Source organism: Mycobacterium sp. IDUB_24 (assembly GCF_055419385.1).
Genome location: NZ_JBVAXO010000004.1, coordinates 383,397 through 400,388, shown reverse-complemented (window position 1 = coordinate 400,388; position 16,992 = coordinate 383,397). Strand labels below are relative to the sequence as shown.

At 66.2% G+C, this 16,992-nt stretch carries 15 protein-coding genes; 6 read left to right on the top strand and 9 right to left on the bottom strand.

The genetic code is table 11. The annotated features are described in order from the left end of the window. Positions 1-69: 69 nt before the first annotated feature. Entirely contained in the window at positions 70-3,741 is a 3,672-nt protein-coding gene (locus ACZYZF_RS17280) for a multifunctional oxoglutarate decarboxylase/oxoglutarate dehydrogenase thiamine pyrophosphate-binding subunit/dihydrolipoyllysine-residue succinyltransferase subunit (protein ID WP_463746585.1), read from the top strand. Between the two features lie 132 nt (positions 3,742-3,873). Further along, positions 3,874-5,184 carry an MFS transporter gene (locus tag ACZYZF_RS17275; RefSeq protein WP_463746584.1) on the top strand — a complete coding sequence of 437 codons (1,311 nt, stop codon included), beginning with the start codon at positions 3,874-3,876 and terminating at the stop codon, positions 5,182-5,184. A 9-nt stretch (positions 5,185-5,193) separates the two neighbouring features. On the opposite strand, the gene map is transcribed toward ACZYZF_RS17275, so the two are convergent. Beyond that, positions 5,194-5,955 (bottom strand): type I methionyl aminopeptidase, encoded by a 762-nt coding sequence (map, locus tag ACZYZF_RS17270; protein ID WP_463746445.1) that lies wholly within the window; start codon positions 5,953-5,955, stop codon positions 5,194-5,196. Positions 5,956-6,024: 69 nt separating this feature from the next. On the opposite strand from map, the gene ACZYZF_RS17265 reads away from it, so the two are divergent. Genes ACZYZF_RS17265 through ACZYZF_RS17255 form a run of 3 tightly spaced genes read left to right on the top strand, consistent with a single transcriptional unit; the run spans position 6,025 to position 7,923 of the window. After that, complete coding sequence (locus ACZYZF_RS17265) at positions 6,025-6,288, top strand: helix-turn-helix domain-containing protein (RefSeq protein ID WP_463746444.1); 264 nt, start codon at positions 6,025-6,027, stop codon at positions 6,286-6,288. 3 nt (positions 6,289-6,291) lie between these two features. Beyond that, a complete protein-coding gene (locus tag ACZYZF_RS17260) occupies positions 6,292-7,062 on the top strand; it encodes a class I SAM-dependent methyltransferase (RefSeq protein ID WP_463836340.1) in 771 nt (256 codons plus the stop codon). Positions 7,063-7,098: 36 nt separating this feature from the next. After that, positions 7,099-7,923: an SDR family NAD(P)-dependent oxidoreductase gene (locus tag ACZYZF_RS17255; RefSeq protein WP_463746442.1), complete on the top strand. Its 825-nt coding sequence runs from the start codon at positions 7,099-7,101 to the stop codon at positions 7,921-7,923. A 2-nt stretch (positions 7,924-7,925) separates the two neighbouring features. Here ACZYZF_RS17255 and ACZYZF_RS17250 read toward each other — a convergent pair whose 3' ends face one another. Together ACZYZF_RS17250 and ACZYZF_RS17245 are read right to left on the bottom strand one after the other, a co-directional pair. Continuing rightward, the gene (locus tag ACZYZF_RS17250) at positions 7,926-8,765 is read right to left on the bottom strand and encodes a glycine betaine ABC transporter substrate-binding protein (RefSeq protein ID WP_463746441.1); all 840 of its coding nucleotides are present in this window, start codon (positions 8,763-8,765) and stop codon (positions 7,926-7,928) included. 8 nt (positions 8,766-8,773) lie between these two features. Next, a complete protein-coding gene (locus tag ACZYZF_RS17245; RefSeq protein ID WP_463746440.1) occupies positions 8,774-10,009 on the bottom strand; it encodes an NAD(P)-dependent malic enzyme in 1,236 nt (411 codons plus the stop codon). Between the two features lie 109 nt (positions 10,010-10,118). On the opposite strand from ACZYZF_RS17245, the gene corA reads away from it, so the two are divergent. Then, complete coding sequence (gene corA / locus ACZYZF_RS17240; protein WP_463746439.1) at positions 10,119-11,222, top strand: magnesium/cobalt transporter CorA; 1,104 nt, start codon at positions 10,119-10,121, stop codon at positions 11,220-11,222. Here corA and ACZYZF_RS17235 read toward each other — a convergent pair. The 6 genes from ACZYZF_RS17235 to ACZYZF_RS17210 form a co-directional block, all read right to left on the bottom strand. Next, a complete protein-coding gene (locus tag ACZYZF_RS17235) occupies positions 11,219-11,830 on the bottom strand; it encodes a suppressor of fused domain protein (protein ID WP_463746438.1) in 612 nt (203 codons plus the stop codon). The genes corA and ACZYZF_RS17235 overlap by 4 nt on opposite strands. Beyond that, on the bottom strand, positions 11,827-13,092 hold the full coding sequence (locus ACZYZF_RS17230; protein ID WP_463746437.1) for an ABC transporter ATP-binding protein: 1,266 nt from the start codon (positions 13,090-13,092) through the stop codon (positions 11,827-11,829). Before ACZYZF_RS17230 ends, ACZYZF_RS17235 begins: the two co-directional genes overlap by 4 nt. A 4-nt stretch (positions 13,093-13,096) precedes the next feature. Continuing rightward, positions 13,097-13,921, bottom strand: coding sequence for a carbohydrate ABC transporter permease (locus ACZYZF_RS17225; RefSeq protein ID WP_463746583.1), 825 nt, complete (start codon positions 13,919-13,921; stop codon positions 13,097-13,099). A gap of 43 nt (positions 13,922-13,964) precedes the next feature. After that, entirely contained in the window at positions 13,965-14,855 is an 891-nt protein-coding gene (locus ACZYZF_RS17220; protein ID WP_463746436.1) for a carbohydrate ABC transporter permease, read from the bottom strand. Beyond that, positions 14,852-16,249 (bottom strand): ABC transporter substrate-binding protein, encoded by a 1,398-nt coding sequence (locus ACZYZF_RS17215; RefSeq protein WP_463746435.1) that lies wholly within the window; start codon positions 16,247-16,249, stop codon positions 14,852-14,854. Before ACZYZF_RS17215 ends, ACZYZF_RS17220 begins: the two co-directional genes overlap by 4 nt. Positions 16,250-16,430: 181 nt before the next feature. Beyond that, positions 16,431-16,937: a YflT domain-containing protein gene (locus ACZYZF_RS17210; RefSeq protein ID WP_463746434.1), complete on the bottom strand. Its 507-nt coding sequence runs from the start codon at positions 16,935-16,937 to the stop codon at positions 16,431-16,433. Positions 16,938-16,992: the final 55 nt, after the last annotated feature.

The window sequence follows — 16,992 nt, the reverse complement described above, 5'->3', positions numbered from 1 at the left end:
TCGAGGCGAGTGTCTGCCGTGAGCAGTTCACCTTCACCATTCGGGCAGAACGAGTGGTTGGTCGAGGAGATGTATCGCAAGTTCCGCGAGGATCCCTCTTCGGTGGATCCGAGTTGGCACGAATTTCTGGTCGACTACTCCCCTGAGCCCACCACCGACAACACCGTCGCCAACGGTCAGGCGACCGCACCGGCAGCGCCTGCCGCCGCACCGCCAGCAACTCCCGCCCCGCCTGCGGCGCCCACACCGCCTGCGGCGCCCGCACCGGCGGCTGCGCCCGCCAAGGCTGCACCGGCCGCACCGGCCGCACCGGCCAAGCCGGCGAAATCGGGCCCCACACCTGCCGAAGGCGACGAGTCGCAGGTACTGCGCGGCGCCGCGGCGGCCGTCGTCAAGAACATGAACGCCTCGCTGGACGTGCCCACCGCGACGAGCGTGCGGGCCATCCCGGCCAAGCTGATGATCGACAACCGCGTCGTCATCAACAACCACCTCAAGCGCACCCGCGGCGGCAAGGTGAGCTTCACCCACCTGCTCGGCTACGCGATCGTGCAGGCGGTCAAGAAGTTCCCGAACATGAACCGGTACTTCGCCGAGGTCAACGGCAAGCCCGCCGCAGTCACACCGGGCCACACCAACCTGGGTCTGGCCATCGACCTACCCGGAAAAGACGGCAACCGCTCACTGGTCGTGGCTGCGATCAAACGTTGCGAAACAATGCATTTCGGCCAGTTCATCGCGGCCTACGAGGACATCGTGCGCCGCGCCCGCGACGGCAAGCTGACCGCCGAGGACTTCTCCGGCGTGACCATCTCGCTGACCAACCCGGGCACGATCGGCACCGTGCACTCGGTGCCGCGGCTCATGCAGGGCCAAGGCGCGATCATCGGCGCCGGCGCCATGGAGTACCCGGCCGAGTTCCAGGGCGCCAGTGAGGAACGCATCGCCGACCTGGGCATCGGCAAGCTGATCACCCTGACCTCGACCTATGACCACCGCATCATCCAGGGCGCGGAGTCGGGTGACTTCCTGCGCACCATCCACCAGTTGCTGCTGGACGACGAGTTCTTCGACGAGATCTTCCGCGAACTCGGCATCCCGTATGAGCCGGTGCGCTGGCGCGTCGACAACCCGGACTCCATCGAGCACAAGAACGCCCGCGTCATCGAGCTGATCGCGGCCTACCGCAACCGTGGCCACCTGATGGCCGACATCGACCCGCTGCGGCTGGACAACACCCGCTTCCGCAGCCACCCCGACCTCGACGTCAACACCCACGGGCTGACCCTGTGGGACCTGGACCGCGAGTTCAAGGTCGACGGGTTCGCCGGCAAGCAGTACAAGAAGTTGCGCGACGTGCTGTCGGTGCTGCGCGATGCCTACTGCCGCCACGTCGGTGTCGAGTACACCCACATCCTCGAACCCGAGCAGCAGCGCTGGATCCAGGAACGCGTCGAGGTCAAGCACGACAAACCGACCGTCGCGGAGCAGAAGTACATCCTGAGCAAGCTCAACGCCGCCGAGGCGTTCGAGACGTTCCTGCAGACCAAATACGTCGGGCAGAAGCGCTTCTCGCTGGAAGGCGCGGAGACCGTCATCCCGATGATGGACGCCGTGATCGACCAGTGCGCCGAGCACGCGCTCGACGAGGTCGTCATCGGCATGCCGCACCGCGGCCGGCTCAACGTGCTGGCCAACATCGTCGGCAAGCCGTACAGCCAGATCTTCACCGAGTTCGAGGGCAACCTCAACCCGAGCCAAGCCCACGGCTCCGGCGACGTGAAGTACCACCTCGGCGCATCCGGCAACTACATCCAGATGTTCGGCGAGAACGACATCCAGGTGTCACTGACCGCCAACCCCTCGCACCTGGAAGCCGTCGACCCGGTGCTCGAAGGCCTCGTCCGGGCCAAGCAGGATCTGCTGGACCCCGGCCGCGATGCCGACGGCTCCGGCGAGTACCCGGTAGTCCCGCTGATGCTGCACGGCGATGCTGCGTTCGCCGGACAGGGCGTCGTCGCCGAAACCCTGAACCTGGCGCTGCTCAACGGTTACCGGACCGGCGGCACGATCCACATCGTGGTCAACAACCAGATCGGGTTCACCACGGCGCCAACGGATTCACGCTCCAGCGAGTACTGCACCGACGTCGCCAAGATGATCGGCGCACCGATCTTCCACGTCAACGGCGACGACCCGGAGGCCTGTGCCTGGGTGGCACGGTTGGCAGTGGACTTCCGACAGGCGTTCAAGAAGGACGTCATCATCGACATGCTGTGCTACCGCCGCCGCGGACACAACGAGGGCGACGATCCGTCGATGACCCAGCCGTACATGTACGACGTCATCGACACCAAGCGCGGCTCCCGCAAGGCCTACACCGAATCTCTGATCGGCCGCGGCGACATCTCGATGAAAGAGGCCGAGGACGCCCTGCGCGACTACCAGGGTCAGCTGGAGCGGGTGTTCAACGAGGTCCGCGAGTTGGAGAAGCACGCCGCCGAGCCCAGCGAATCGGTCGAGGCCGACCAGCAGATCCCGCAGCGCCTCGCGACCGCGGTGGACAAGTCGCTGCTCGCCCGCATCGGCGACGCGCATCTGGCCCTGCCGGACGGATTCACCGTGCATCCGCGCGTCAAGCCGGTGCTGGAGAAGCGCCGCGAGATGGCCTACGAGGGCAAGGTCGACTGGGCATTCGCCGAGTTGCTCGCGCTCGGTTCGCTGATCTCGGAGGGCAAACTGGTCCGACTGTCCGGCCAGGACACCCAGCGCGGCACCTTCACCCAACGGCATTCCGTGATCGTCGACCGCAAGACCGGCGAAGAGTTCACCCCGCTGCAGCTACTGGCCACCAACACCGACGGCACCCCTACCGGCGGCAAGTTCCTGGTCTACAACTCGGCGCTGTCCGAATACGCCGCAGTGGGCTTCGAGTACGGCTACTCGGTGGGCAATCCCGACGCAATGGTGTTGTGGGAGGCGCAGTTCGGCGACTTCGTCAACGGCGCACAGTCGATCATCGACGAGTTCATCTCCTCCGGCGAGGCCAAGTGGGGCCAGCTTTCCGACGTCGTGCTGCTGCTGCCGCACGGTCACGAAGGACAGGGTCCCGACCACACCTCGGGCCGCATCGAGCGCTTCCTGCAGTTGTGGGCCGAAGGGTCGATGACCATTGCGGTGCCGTCGACCCCGGCCAACTACTTCCACCTGTTGCGCCGGCACGGCATGGACGGCATCCAGCGTCCGCTGATCGTCTTCACCCCGAAGTCGATGCTGCGCAACAAGGCCGCGGTCAGCGATATCCGCGACTTCACCGAGAACAAGTTCCGTTCGGTACTGGAGGAGCCCGCCTACACCGACGGTGAAGGCGACCGCGAGAAGGTCCGTCGCATCGTGCTCTGCAGCGGCAAGATCTACTACGATCTTGCCGCCCGCAAGGCCAAGGACAACCGCGAAGATGTGGCGATCGTGCGGCTCGAGCAGCTCGCCCCGCTTCCGCGGCGCCGGCTGGCCGAGACGCTGGACCGCTACCCGAACGCCACTGAGAAGTTCTGGGTGCAGGAGGAGCCGGCCAACCAAGGCGCCTGGCCGTCACTCGGCCTGACGCTGCCCGAGGTACTGCCGGATTACTTCACCCCGATCAAGCGGATCTCGCGCCGTGCGATGTCGGCTCCGTCCTCGGGGTCGTCGAAGGTGCATGCCGTCGAACAGCAGGAGATCATCGACGAGGCGTTCGGTTAGACGCCAGATCAACGAAATGGTCGCTGCCGCACGCTGGTAGCGACCATTTCGCTTATTTCGACGCGGGTTTCGATCAGGGTGCGCGCAACGGTGGGCTCAGCGTCGGGCGGTGACTAGACAACTAGGGTGACTCTGACGCCCGTCGCCGTACCCACCCAGACCAGCCCGACGACGCCCGCCACCCGCAGCACGGTGCGCACCGCGGTCCTGGCCAGCGTGCTCGGGACGACGATCGAGTGGTACGACTTCTTCCTGTACGCCACTGCTGCGAGTCTGGTGTTCAACCACACCTTCTTCCCGGACCAGAGCTCATTCGTCGGCACGATGCTGGCGTTCGCCACGTTCGCAGTCGGGTTCGTCGTCCGGCCCATCGGCGGCTTCGTGTTCGGCCACATCGGCGACCGGATCGGTCGCAAACGCACGCTGGCCCTGACCATGCTGTTGATGGGCGCGGCCACCGCCCTGATGGGTGTGCTGCCCACCGCGGCACAGATCGGCGTGCTCGCCCCGATCCTGTTGCTGGTGCTGCGCGTGGTGCAGGGATTCGCCCTCGGCGGCGAGTGGGCGGGCGCGGTGCTGCTGGCCGTCGAACACAGCCCCCGGCATCGTCGCGGGCTGTTCGGCAGCATCCCGCAGGTCGGGCTGGCGCTGGGCCTGGCCCTGGGCACCGGGGTGTTCGTGCTGCTGCAGCTGGGGCTGTCGGCCGAGGAGTTCCAGACCTACGGGTGGCGGATCGCGTTCCTGTTCAGTGTCGTGCTGGTGATCTTCGGAGTCGTGGTGCGGTTCCGGGTGGCCGAGACGCCGGCGTTCGAGGAATTGCGCCGCGAGGACAAGCGGTCATCGGTGCCGATCCGGGAGATCTTCCGGCCCCCGGCGCTGCGCTCGACCGTGCTGGGCCTGCTGTCGCGGTGGGGCGAGGGCGCCGCGTTCAACACCTGGGGTGTGTTCACCATCGCGTACGCCACCACCACGCTGCATCTGGGCAAGGTGCCGGTGCTGATCGTGGTGACCGCGGCGGCGCTGCTGATGGCGGTGCTGCTGCCGGTGTCGGGCCTACTTGCCGACCGGTTCAGCCCGAAGGCGGTCTATGCGTCGGGTATCGCCGCCTACGCCGTCGTCGTCTTCCCCGCGTTCGCTTTGTTCAACACCGGCAGCATCACGGCCTATGCGGTGGGAATGTTGTTGGCGTTCGGCGTCATTCACGCCTGGTTCTACGGCGCGCAGGGCACGCTCTACGCCTCGTTGTTCCCGACGCGCACCCGCTACACCGGGTTGTCCACGGTGTATCAGCTCTCCGGCGTCTACGCCTCCGGTCTCACCCCACTGATCCTCACGGCCCTGATCGCCGCGGGCGGCGGGGCTCCCTGGCTGGCGTGCGGCTATCTGGTGGCCACCGCGGTGATCAGTGTCATCGCCACCCTGTTGCTGCGGCCCGAGCACTGATCAGCAGGCTCAACACGTCAGTACCAGTGGGCCCGCGTCGGTGATCGCTACGGTGTTCTCGGTGTGGGCGGTACGGGAACCGTCGGCGGATCGGATGGTCCAGCCGTCGCGGTCGAAAACGATGCGGTCGGTGCCGGCGGCGAACCACGGTTCCAGCGCCAGCGTCATGCCGGCCCGCAGCTTCATGCCGCGGCCGGGCTTACCGCGATTCGGCACATGCGGGTCCTCGTGCATGGTCCGGCCCAGTCCGTGCCCACCGAATTCGAGGTTGACCGGGTATCCGTAATCGGCGGCAACGGCGCCGATGGCGGCCGAGACGTCGCCGAGCCGGTTCCCTGGGCGCGCGGCGGCGGTGCCGGCGGCCAGCGCCTCCTCGGTGGCGCGCACCAACCGCACGTCGGCCGCCGCGGGTGTCCCGACGATCACGGTGCGGGCCGCATCGGCGACCCAACCGTCGATGGACACCGCGAAGTCCATGGTGAGCACGTCGCCGTCGGACAGCCGGTAATCGTGCGGAAGGCCGTGCAGCACAGCATCGTTGACCGACAGGCAGATGACATTGCGAAAAGGGCCACGGCCGAATGAGGGGGCGTAGTCCCAGTAACACGACTCGGCACCGCGGTGCTCGACCATGTCACGGGCGTGGAGTTCGAGGTCGAGCAGGTTCACCCCGACATCGGCGAGCCGGCTCAACTCGGCGAGCACCTCGGCCACGAAGCGCCCGGTGACGCCCATGCGCTCGATCTCGTCGGCAGTCTTCAACTCGATCATGTCGGACCCCTTTTCGGTATTTAAATACCAACCCTAGCGGTATACAAATACCGGCGCTACCGTGGTGACGTGGTCCGCACTCCGCTGAGCCCCGAGCAAGTCGCCGCAGGCCGCCGACTCGGTGCCGCATTGCGCACCGCACGCGGCGCCCGCACTCTCGACGATGTCGCCCGCTCCGCAGGCATCTCCCCCGAGACCCTGCGCAAGATCGAGACCGGCCGCCTCCCCTCCCCGGCGTTCGGCACCATCATCGGCCTGAGCGACGCCCTCGGAGTCCCACTGGAGGAGCTGGCCGAGGTGTGGCGGCCCGCGGTGGCCGCGGCAGCCTCGTAGCCCATGGACTCCCCGGACTACGGATTCGACGGCGACTTCAACAAGGTGTCCGCGCGCACCCAGATCGCGATCTTCTGCGGCGTACTCACCGGACTGCTGAGCACGGCGATCGTCAACGCCGGGCGCGGTCGACGCGGGACCGCCTGGCTCACAGGGGGTTTCGCGGCGCTGCTGGCGTCCACGGTGGCGTTGTTCGTGCACACCACGCGCCGCGGAAAGTTCGCGGTGTGGCGCGACATCCTCGACGACCAGGACCTGCGCGGCGATGAGACGCTTCTCGACCTCGGCTGCGGCCGCGGCGCGGTGCTGCATGCCGCGGCCAGACGACTGCCACGTGGACGCGCGCTCGGCGTCGATCTGTGGCGCGCCGATCAGACCGGCAATTCTCCGGAGCAGACGCTGGCCAATGCCGCGGCCGAGGGCGTCGCCGACCGGGTCGAGGTGCACACCGGCGACATGACCGCCCTGCCTTTCGACGATGCCAGCGTCGACGTCATCGTCAGCAGCCTGGCCATCCACAACATCCCCGATCGCGCGGGGCGATCACGTGCTCTCGATGAGGCTGCCAGGGTGCTGCGCCCGGGCGGCCGGCTGGCCATCGCCGATATCTGGGAAACCCGGCGCCATGCGGAGCGGTTGCGCGCCCGTGGCTGGCAGCATGTGCAGCGACGGAATCTAGGCTGGCGGATGTGGTGGGGCGGCCCCTACGTCGGGACCCACCTCGTGACAGCGATCAAGCCAGCCGACACAGACGGGACCGCGGGTACCGGGTAATGTCGACGCAAGTCGAACGACACAAGGGAGTGTTCTATGGAGGGCTTCGCCGGAAAGGTCGCCGTCGTGACCGGCGCCGGATCAGGCATCGGACAGGCGTTGGCCATCGAACTCGGCCGCTCCGGCGCCAAGTTGGCGATCAGTGACGTCGACACCGAGGGTCTGGCGGTCACCGAGGAACGTCTCAAGGCGATCGGCGCCGAGGTGAAGACCGACCGGCTCGACGTCACCGAACGCGAGGCCTTCCTGCTGTATGCCGACGCGGTCAAGGAGCACTTCGGCAAGGTCAACCAGATCTACAACAACGCCGGTATCGCGTTCACCGGCGACGTCGAGGTCAGCTCGTTCAAGGACATCGAGCGCGTGATGGACGTCGACTACTGGGGCGTCGTCAACGGCACCAAGGCGTTCCTGCCGCACCTGATCGCCTCCGGCGACGGGCATGTCGTCAACGTGTCCAGCTTGTTCGGCATCTTCTCGGTGCCCGGTCAGGCGGCCTACAACTCGGCCAAGTTCGCGGTCCGCGGTTTCACCGAGGCGCTGCGTCAGGAAATGATCGTGGCCAAGCATCCGGTCAAGGTGACGTGCGTGCACCCCGGCGGGATCAAGACCGCCATCGCGCGCAATGCCACCGCCGCCGAGGGGCTGGATCAGAAGGCGCTCGCCGAGTCCTTCGACAAGAAGCTGGCCAACACCACCCCGCAGCGCGCGGCCAAGATCATCCTCGAAGCCGTGCGCAAGAACAAGGCGCGCGTGCTCGTCGGGCCCGATGCCAAGATCCTCGACGTCATCGTGCGAATCACCGGCGCCGGGTACCAGCGCCTGTTCGCCTCGGCGGTCGGAAAGGCCATGCCGAGCTGACGCTAGTGGCCCAGCGGGTTCGCCTGGAGGAACTCATCGGCCACCGCAGCGGGGTCTTTGCCTTCGGTGACCTGCCTGCGCATATCGGCCAACGACCCGGTGTCGAGCACGCCGGCGATCTCGTTGAGCGCCAGGATCTGCCGCTCGTTGAGCGTGTTGCGGCGATAGAGCGGCACCACGTTCTCACCCCGGATCAATGCGGTCTTGTCGGCCAGCACGGTCAGGTCTGAGGGGATGGCCGGATCGGCCGTCGTCGACCAGGCCGCGTTGGTCTTCCCGGCGCGCAGTGCCGCGAACAGGCTTTTCCCATCAGGGAAACTGCCGGCCTCGGGGAGGGCGCAGGACCCCACTGTCTTCGGCATCTCGGCGCCGGCCACCGCACCCGGCCGGACCTTGGCACAGTTCCGCCGCAACGCGCTCAGATCCGTCCCGCCCCAGGATTCTGCCGTCGCCTCGGTAACCACGAGCGCGGGCTTGTCCTGCGCCGACATGGTGTAGTCACCGGCCGCGACACCTTCGGGCAGCGCGGACACCAGATCGCGGTAGACCTGCTCATCTGAGCGCGCCGTGGCCGCCGGATTGAGCTCGGTCAGGAACCGGCCGGTGAACCCTGGTTGCACCGTCACCGATCCGGAATCCAGCACACCCGGCGAGCCGTCGGTCTCGGTCACCGCCGCCGGGGCGCCGTAATAGCGCAGCGCCGCCGCGTAGAGATGACCGAGCAGCGCCGACTCGGGCGCCGGCCCAGCCCCGACCGTGAGCGCGGCGGGAGCCGAGTGGCCACAACCCGCTGACGCCAGCGCGAACAGCACCAGCAGCGCCGACGTCAGCATGCGGCGCATTCGTGAACTCAGGACTCTTCGGGGTCAACCGCCGCCGCGACCGCGGCCGCAACCGCAGGACCGACCCGCGGGTCCAGCGCGCTGGGCACGATGTGGTCGACCGCCAGATCGTCACCCACCACCGAGAAGATCGCCTCGGCAGCCGCCACCTTCATCTTCTCGGTGATCCGACGGGCACCAGCGTCCAGCGCACCGCGGAACACCCCGGGGAAGGCCAGCACGTTGTTGATCTGGTTCGGGAAGTCGCTGCGCCCGGTCGCCACCACCGCCGCATACTTGCGGGCGGCGTCGGGGTGGATCTCCGGATCCGGGTTCGACAGCGCGAAGACGATGCTGTTGGGCGCCATCGTCGCGATGAGCTCCTCGGGCACGACGCCTGCGGACACCCCGAGGAAGACGTCGGCACCGTCGAGCGCCTCGGCCACTCCGCCGGTGAGTTTGCGCGGGTTGGTCCGTCCGGCCAGCTCGGCCTTGAAGCTGTTGAGGTTGTCGCGGCCGGAGTGCACGATGCCCTGCGAATCGAGGACGACGACGTCGGTGATGCCCTTGTTCAGCAGGATGTTGGCGCATGCCACACCCGCGGCACCGGCGCCCGAGATGACCACACGCAACGAATGGATGTCACGCTCGAGCACCTTCGTGGCGCCCAGCAGCGCGGCGAGCACCACGATCGCCGTGCCGTGCTGGTCATCGTGCATGACCGGGCAGTCCAGCGCCTCGATGACGCGGCGCTCGATCTCGAAGCAGCGCGGAGCAGAGATGTCCTCCAGGTTCACCGCGCCGAACGTCGGACGCAGCCGGATCAGGGTTTCGACGATCTCGTCGGGATCTTTGGTGTCGAGCACGATGGGGATCGAGTTCAGCCCACCGAAGGACTTGAACAGCGCGCTCTTGCCCTCCATGACCGGCAGCGACGCCGCGGGGCCGATATCGCCGAGGCCCAGCACCGCTGTGCCGTCGCTGACCACCACGACCAGGCGGTTGGCCCACGTGTACTTGGCCGCGAGGGTGTGATCAGTGGCGATCGCCCGGCTCACCTGGGCGACGCCAGGGGTGTAGGCGATCGACAGCGCACGCTGGGTATCCAGCGGCTCCTTCAACTCGACCGAGAGCTTTCCGCCTTCATGGTGATCGAAGATCTCGGCGTCTTCGATGACAACTTGCGGGGTGCGCTCCGCTGACGAGCGCTCGGGCGAGGAGGCGACTGTACTTTCCGACACGGCGCAAGGGTACTTCAATGCCATTTCTCACATTGTCGGGTTCCCCGCTGGTGAGCGTTACTTAACAGTAACTGCGCGTAGCATTCGGTGTGCCGATCAGGTTGCTGCACACCGCGCAGGAAGGTCGCAGATCATGCCCTCATTCCGCGCCTTGCCGCCGGCTCTGCGCTCGACCGCAAGGACCCGGCCCGCCGACCCCGACGCCAAGTCGATCCACGTTCCGGTCGCCCGGGCCATGGTCGATTGCGGTGTCTACTGCGGCGGCGACCGATTACCCGGCAAATACACCCACGCCGCGGCGCTGAACAAGGTCCGTGAATTACAGGCAGCGGGTCAGAAAGCGTTCGTCTGGATCGGGCTACACGAACCCGACCAATTCCAGATGCAGGCGGTGGCAGACGTTTTCGGATTGCACGAGCTGGCCGTCGAGGACGCCGTGCATGCCCACCAGCGTCCCAAACTCGAGCGCTACGACAAGACCCTGTTCCTGGTGCTCAAGACAATCAACTATGTCGAGCACGAGTCGGTGGCACTCGCGCGCGAAATCGTCGAGACCGGCGAGATCATGATCTTCGTCGGTCCGGACTTCGTCGTGACCGTCCGTCACGGCGAACACGGCGGGCTGGCCGGCGTGCGTAAACGGCTCGAATCCTCGCCTGCCATCCTCAAACTCGGCCCGTTCGCGGTCATGCACGCGATCGCCGACCACGTGGTGGACAGCTACCTCGACGTGACCGATCTGATGGAGACCGACATCGACTCCATGGAGGAGGACATCTTCTCCCCCGGCACGCACACCAACATCGAATGCATCTACCTGCTCAAGCGGGAGGTCGTCGAAATGCGCCGTGCGGTGGCGCCGTTGACCCTCGCGCTGGCGCGGTTGCTCACCGACCACAACGACCTGATCTCGGTCGAGGTGCGCAGGTACATGCGCGACGTGCACGACCACAATGTGCAGGCCTCCGATCGCGTCACGAGCTACGACGAGATGCTCAGCTCGCTGGTGCAGGCCGCTCTCGGCAAGGTCGCCATGCAGCAGAACGTGGACATGCGCAAGATCTCGGCGTGGGTGGCGATCGCCGCGGTGCCGACCGCGATGGCCGGGATCTACGGGATGAACTTCGAGCACATGCCCGAATTACAGTGGACCTGGGGCTATCCCGCCGTGCTGGTGGCGATGGCCGTCATTTGCTTCGCGCTGCACCGCACGTTCCGCCACAACGACTGGCTCTAGCTCGGGCTCGCTGCCCTCCGGGTGGGATCGAGCACGTCCACCCCGTCGGTCCGCCAGGCCTCCCGCATCGCATCCGCCCCCTTCAGACGCACCCAGGCCGCTTCGGTCGCGGTGATCGGGGTGGCCGTGAACACGGTGACGGCGGACAACGGATCGGGCAGGGCCACGTCGCCGATATCGCCGGCACCCAACAGGAATGCACTGAACGGTCCGGAGTCGAACAACGGTGTCTCCAGGTCGATGAGCGCGTCGGCCTCCAGGACCAGCCCCTCCACCGCGGGCGCAGCGGCCAGGACGGCCAGTGATCGAGCCAGCCCGCCCGGCGTCGGCCCCCGCAGCGACAGCACCACCTCGGCCCGGGGACCGTGGATCGGATCGGAGACCAGCTCGGTCGGGTCGAACATCGGGTGACGCGAACAACCCAGCGTCACATAGTGATACAGATCCTGCCCACTACCGCCGCCGCGTAGATCCGGTCCGAACCGCAGGACGTCGATACGCTCGGTGCCCAGGAAGGTGACGCTGGCACTGACGGGCTCCGCGGTGATTCCCGCCACGTTGAAGTGCTCGCCCACAGCGGCGCGAACGGCGGCCAGGACGTCGATCACTCTTCTGTCGGTTCTCCGGCCACTTCGGCCGGCTCGGGTTCCGCGGCCGGCTCAGGTTCCGCGGCCGGCTCGGGTTCGGCGGCCGGCTCGGTGCGGGTCAGGTTCACCCCGGTTTCAGCGTCGAAGATCGCCAACTTCGAGGTGTCGAAAGCCAATTGGATCTGCTGACCGCCCGCCGCCGTGGACTCGGCGGACACCCTGGCCACGAACTCATTGGCACCGGCGCCCGAATCGGCAGCCAACTCGGCCAGCTGCGCCGCCTCGGCGCCGGCACCCTCGATGGTGAAATGAACGTACTTGTCGGCACCGAGTGACTCGACGATGTCGGCGCGCACCGGGAAGCTCAGTGCCCGGATCCGCGCGTACCCGTCGAGCAGCGACGCGTCTTCCAGGTGCTCGGGACGGATCCCGACGATGATGTTGTCCGGCTTGGGCTGACGCTCCAACAGGTCATGCACCTGCTGGGTCAGGGTGACGTCGCCGAACGGCAGCCTCACCCCGACGTCGGTGAATGTGGCCGGGAAGAAGTTCATCGCCGGCGATCCGATGAACCCGGCGACGAACAGGTTCGCCGGGTTGTTGTACAGCTCGTCGGGCGTGCCGATCTGCTGGATCTCCCCGGCCAGCAACACCACAACCCGATCACCCAGGGTCATCGCCTCGGTCTGATCGTGGGTGACGTAGACCGTGGTGGTACCCAGCCGGCTCTGCAGCCGCGAGATCTCGGCGCGCATCTGCACGCGCAGCTTGGCGTCCAGATTGCTCAGCGGTTCATCCATCAGGAATGCCTTGGGACGGCGCACGATTGCCCGGCCCATCGCCACCCGCTGACGCTGCCCGCCGGACAACTGTGCCGGCCTGCGGTCGAGCAGTTCGGTCAGGTCCAGGATCTTGGCCGTCTCCTCGACCTTGGCTGCGATCTCGTCCTTCTTGAGCTTGGCCAGGGTCAGCGGGAAGGCGATGTTTTGCCGCACCGTCATGTGCGGGTATAGCGCATAGGACTGGAACACCATGGCGATGTCGCGGTCCTTGGGCGCCTTCTCGTTGACCCGATCACCACCGATACGCAGCTCACCCGACGAGATGTCTTCGAGCCCGGCGATCATGTTCAGGGTGGTCGACTTTCCGCAGCCCGACGGCCCCACCAGGATGATGAACTCGCCGTCAGCGATGGTCATCGAGAACTCTTTGACAGCCTCCCTGGCACCGCCCGCACCATCGGGGTAACTCTTGGTGACCCGGTCCAACACAATTTCGGCCATCCAATTACCCCTTTACCGCACCGGATGTCAGACCAGCGACGATGCGCCGCTGGAAGATGAGAACAAAGATGATGATCGGGATGGTGATAACCATCGCGCCGGCCGCGATCGAGCCGGTCGGTTCCTCGAATTGGGAGCTACCCGTGAAGTTCGCGATCGCCACCGGTGCGGTGATCGCCCGTTGGGTCGCGGTCAGCGACAGCGCCAAAAGCAGGTCGTTCCACGCGAAGATGAACACCAGGATGGCCGCGGTGACGATGCCCGGGGCCGCCAACGGAGCGATCACCTTGCGGAATGCCTGCGCCGGGGTGGCCCCGTCCATCTTGGCGGCCTTCTCCAGATCCCATGGGATCTCGCGGAAGAACGCCGAGAGTGTGTAAATCGCCAGCGGTAGCGCGAAGGTGATGTAAGGAATGATCAGCCCGGGCCAAGTGTCGAACAGGCCGATACTGCGCCACAGATTGAAAATCGGTGTCACCAAAGAGATCTGCGGGAACATCGCGATCAGCAGGGCCACGCCCACCAGCAACTTCTTGCCGGGGAAGTTCAGCCGCGCCACCGCATAGGCGGCCATGCCGCCGATGGTCACGGCGATCACCGTGGTGATCAGACCGATGCCGATCGAGTTGATCAACGCCGAGGTGAAGATGTTCCCGGTGAAGATGCCCTTGTAGTTGTCGAACGTGATCTGCGACGGAATCAGCTTGCCGTCCTTGACACTCGACGTCGGCTTCAACGACAGCGACAGAATCCACAACACCGGTATCAACGCGTAGAGCACCACCAGGATGTTCACGACCGTCCACCCGGTCGCGCGTCGCGCACCCACCTGCCGGCTCATGAACACTGCCCTCTGCTCTTCGCGCGAGCGCTCATCGGCCCTCCACCTCTGCGCCGGGCGCCGACGCACCGAACAACTTGATGAAGACGAACGCGATGACGGCCACCGACAGGAAGATCAACACGCTGATGGCAGAACCCAGTCCGAGGTTGAACGCCTTGAACAGGTTGTCATATCCCAGGATCGACACCGACCCGGTGCTGTTGGCTCCCCCGGTCAACACATAGATGTTGTCGAAGATCCGGAACGCGTCGAGGGTGCGGAACAGCAGCGCGACCAGGATGGCCGGCTTGATCAGCGGCAGAATCACTTTCACCAACCGCGTCCACGGGCCGGCCCCGTCGACCTCGGCGGCATTGAGTAGATCCTGCGGCACCAGGGCCAGCCCGGCCAGCAGCAGCAGCGCCATGAACGGCGTGGTCTTCCACACCTCGGCCAGCACGATGATGGCCAGCGAGGGCAACTGTTCGGTCAACGGGGCACTGCCGTCGGGCAGGAGGTTGGCGAGGTATCCGGTGCCCGGCGTCCAGGCGTAGTACCAGCTGTAGGAGGCCGCCACGGTCACGATGCCGTACGGGATCAGCACCGCGGTACGGACCACGCCCTTGCCGAAGATGGTGCGGTGCATGACCAGTGCCAGTGTCATACCGAGAACGAACTCGATCGCCACCGAGACAACCGTGATCGCCAGCGTCACCGCGAACGCCGTCCACCAGTACCGGTCGGTGAGGATGGTCTGATAGTTGGCGAACCCGACAAAAGCGGTGTCGTCAGGGGCGGCCAGGTTGTAACGCTGCAGACTCAGCCACACGGCATAACAGATCGGGTACGCGGTCACCGCGATCATCAGGATCACCGCGGGCGCGATGAGCACGAACGCAAGCTTGCGCTCGGAGGCCCGGTTGTCGGTCTTGGTGCTCACGGGATCAGCCCTTTGCCGTCGATGGCCTTCTGCACCTGTTCGGTCAGCTCGTCGGCGGTGTGCTCCGGATCGATGTCGGTGATCGGGGCCAGGGTGGCCGAAATGCGGGTGGACACAGCCTGATACACCGGGGTCGCAGGACGGACCGCGGCGTTGGTCAACTGCTCACGAATGACCGCGTACTGCGGGTACTTGGCCTGGAATGCCGGATCGTCGTACAGCGACTCACGTACCGCGGGCAGGCCGCCCTCGACCGAGGTGTAGCGCTGGTTCTCGACATTGCGCAGGCAACGGATGGCCTCGAATGCCTCGGCCTTGTGCTGGCTGGTCTTGGCCACCGCGAGGTTCAGCCCGCCGATGGTCACCTTCGCCGGCTCGCCCTCGGAGACCCCCGGGTAATTCGCGAAGCCGAACACATCCTTGCTGGCCTCGTAGGCCGACTCGAACTGCTCGTCAGTCGGCGAGAAAGTGCCCAGATCGTTGATGGCATCGGCAAGATCGGCTCGATCGTCGAGCGGAAGGAAGTTCACCCCACCCTTGACGGCATTCTCCAGCAGCGAGGGCAGCACGAACGGCCAGTTGACCTCGAGTGCGGCCTTGCCCTGCTCGAGTGCAAGGCGGGCGGTCGCCTCATCGGTCTGGGTCACCGACGGATCGGCGCCGGACGCGGTGGCCACCGACTTGATGATCTGCAGCGCCTTGACGGTGGCCGCGCGGTGTTCCGGGGTGTCGGTCAGCGTGACGGTCTTGCCGTCCTCAGAGAGCACCTGACCCCCCGCACTGGTCAGCAGGGTGTTGAACCACACGACGAGGCCCTCGTACTGCTTGGCCTGTACCGCAATCCAACTGGGCTTGCCCGCCGCGTGCAGACGCGTCGCCTCGGCGACCATGCCGTCCCAGGTGGACGGTGGCTCATCCATCAAATCGGCCCGATACCAGAGCAGTTGGGTGTTGGTGGTGATCGGAGACGCGTACAACTTGTCTTTCCACCTGGCCGTCTCCAACGGCCCGGGCAGGGTGTTCGACTCTGCGTCGGACTCGGCTTCGCCGGCCGGATCCTCGGACAGCGGCACGGCCCAGCCGGCATCGGCGAATTCGGCGGTCCAGACGACGTCGAGCGCCATGATGTCGAGCGTCTTGTCGTTGCCGGTGAGCCGCCGGGCCAGCTGCAACCGTTGGTCGTCAGCGCCTTTCGGCAAACTCACCTGCTTGATGGTGAAACGGTCGCCGAATTCGGCGTTGCAGCGTTTGGCCACGGCGGTGAACGTCGCCATCTCGTTGGCCGGGGTGTAGTAGTTGATGACGATCCCGTCATCGCCCTTACCGCAAGCCGACACCATCGAGGCCGTCGTCAACGCGGCCACTGCCGCAGCACATAGCCGCCGAGCACGCACCGCTCTGTCTCCCGTCCGAGTCATCTCTCGCCGCCGGAGCGGCCCCCACGACGCCGGAGCGGCTCCCGCGCGCAAACCGTAGAGCCCAGCGGGGCGGATGTCCAACAGTTTGGGCGCGCCGCGTCACAATCGTGACCTGCGGACCTTTGCCACCGTGACCGGCGTGGGGCAGCGCGTCCGGTCAGATGGTCAAGCGTGCCAGCAGATCTCGCCCCTGCTCGGCACCCTGTGGGTCGCACAGGACGTCATAGCGGCCGGCGACCAGCTGCATCGTCGAACTGAAATCTCTTGTGCCGCGAGCCATCGCATAGGGGATCGCCGAGGTGATCAAGCCGAAGAAGACACCCGCGACGAGGCCGGTGAGCAGCGCACTCCACGGATTGGGGCTGAAGAAACCGAGGATCAACCCGATGAACAGGCCCAGCCAGGCACCGGACAGCACACCACCACCGAGCACCTTGGGCCAGCTCAGGCGGCCGGTGACCCGCTCGACCTGCATGAGGTCCACCCCGACGATCGTCACCTGCTGCACCGGGAACTGTTGGTCGGACAAGTAGTCGACCGCACGCTGAGCCTCCGCGTACGTCGGGTAGGAACCGATCGGCCAGCCTTTCGGCGGCGTCGGCAACGCACCACGCGCAGTGGGCGCGGTGCCCGGTGTCTGACCGGACTGAAATGGGCTCGTCATCGAACTTCACTCTCCTCCGCACCGCCTGCCCGGCGGCCGCTCTCGTTACAGCAAC

What these genes read in the sequence shown, in the direction of transcription:
- ACZYZF_RS17280 (WP_463746585.1), top strand. Translation starts at nt 70, where the DNA reads ATGTATCGCAAGTTCCGCGAGGATCCCTCTTCGGTGGATCCGAGTTGG.
- ACZYZF_RS17255 (WP_463746442.1), top strand. Translation starts at nt 7,099, where the DNA reads ATGGAGGGCTTCGCCGGAAAGGTCGCCGTCGTGACCGGCGCCGGATCA.
- ACZYZF_RS17230 (WP_463746437.1), bottom strand. Translation starts at nt 13,092, where the DNA reads ATGGCCGAAATTGTGTTGGACCGGGTCACCAAGAGTTACCCCGATGGT.
- ACZYZF_RS17250 (WP_463746441.1), bottom strand. Translation starts at nt 8,765, where the DNA reads ATGCGCCGCATGCTGACGTCGGCGCTGCTGGTGCTGTTCGCGCTGGCG.
- corA (WP_463746439.1), top strand. Translation starts at nt 10,119, where the DNA reads ATGCCCTCATTCCGCGCCTTGCCGCCGGCTCTGCGCTCGACCGCAAGG.
- ACZYZF_RS17245 (WP_463746440.1), bottom strand. Translation starts at nt 10,009, where the DNA reads ATGGCATTGAAGTACCCTTGCGCCGTGTCGGAAAGTACAGTCGCCTCC.
- ACZYZF_RS17260 (WP_463836340.1), top strand. Translation starts at nt 6,292, where the DNA reads ATGGACTCCCCGGACTACGGATTCGACGGCGACTTCAACAAGGTGTCC.
- ACZYZF_RS17210 (WP_463746434.1), bottom strand. Translation starts at nt 16,937, where the DNA reads ATGACGAGCCCATTTCAGTCCGGTCAGACACCGGGCACCGCGCCCACT.
- map (WP_463746445.1), bottom strand. Translation starts at nt 5,955, where the DNA reads ATGATCGAGTTGAAGACTGCCGACGAGATCGAGCGCATGGGCGTCACC.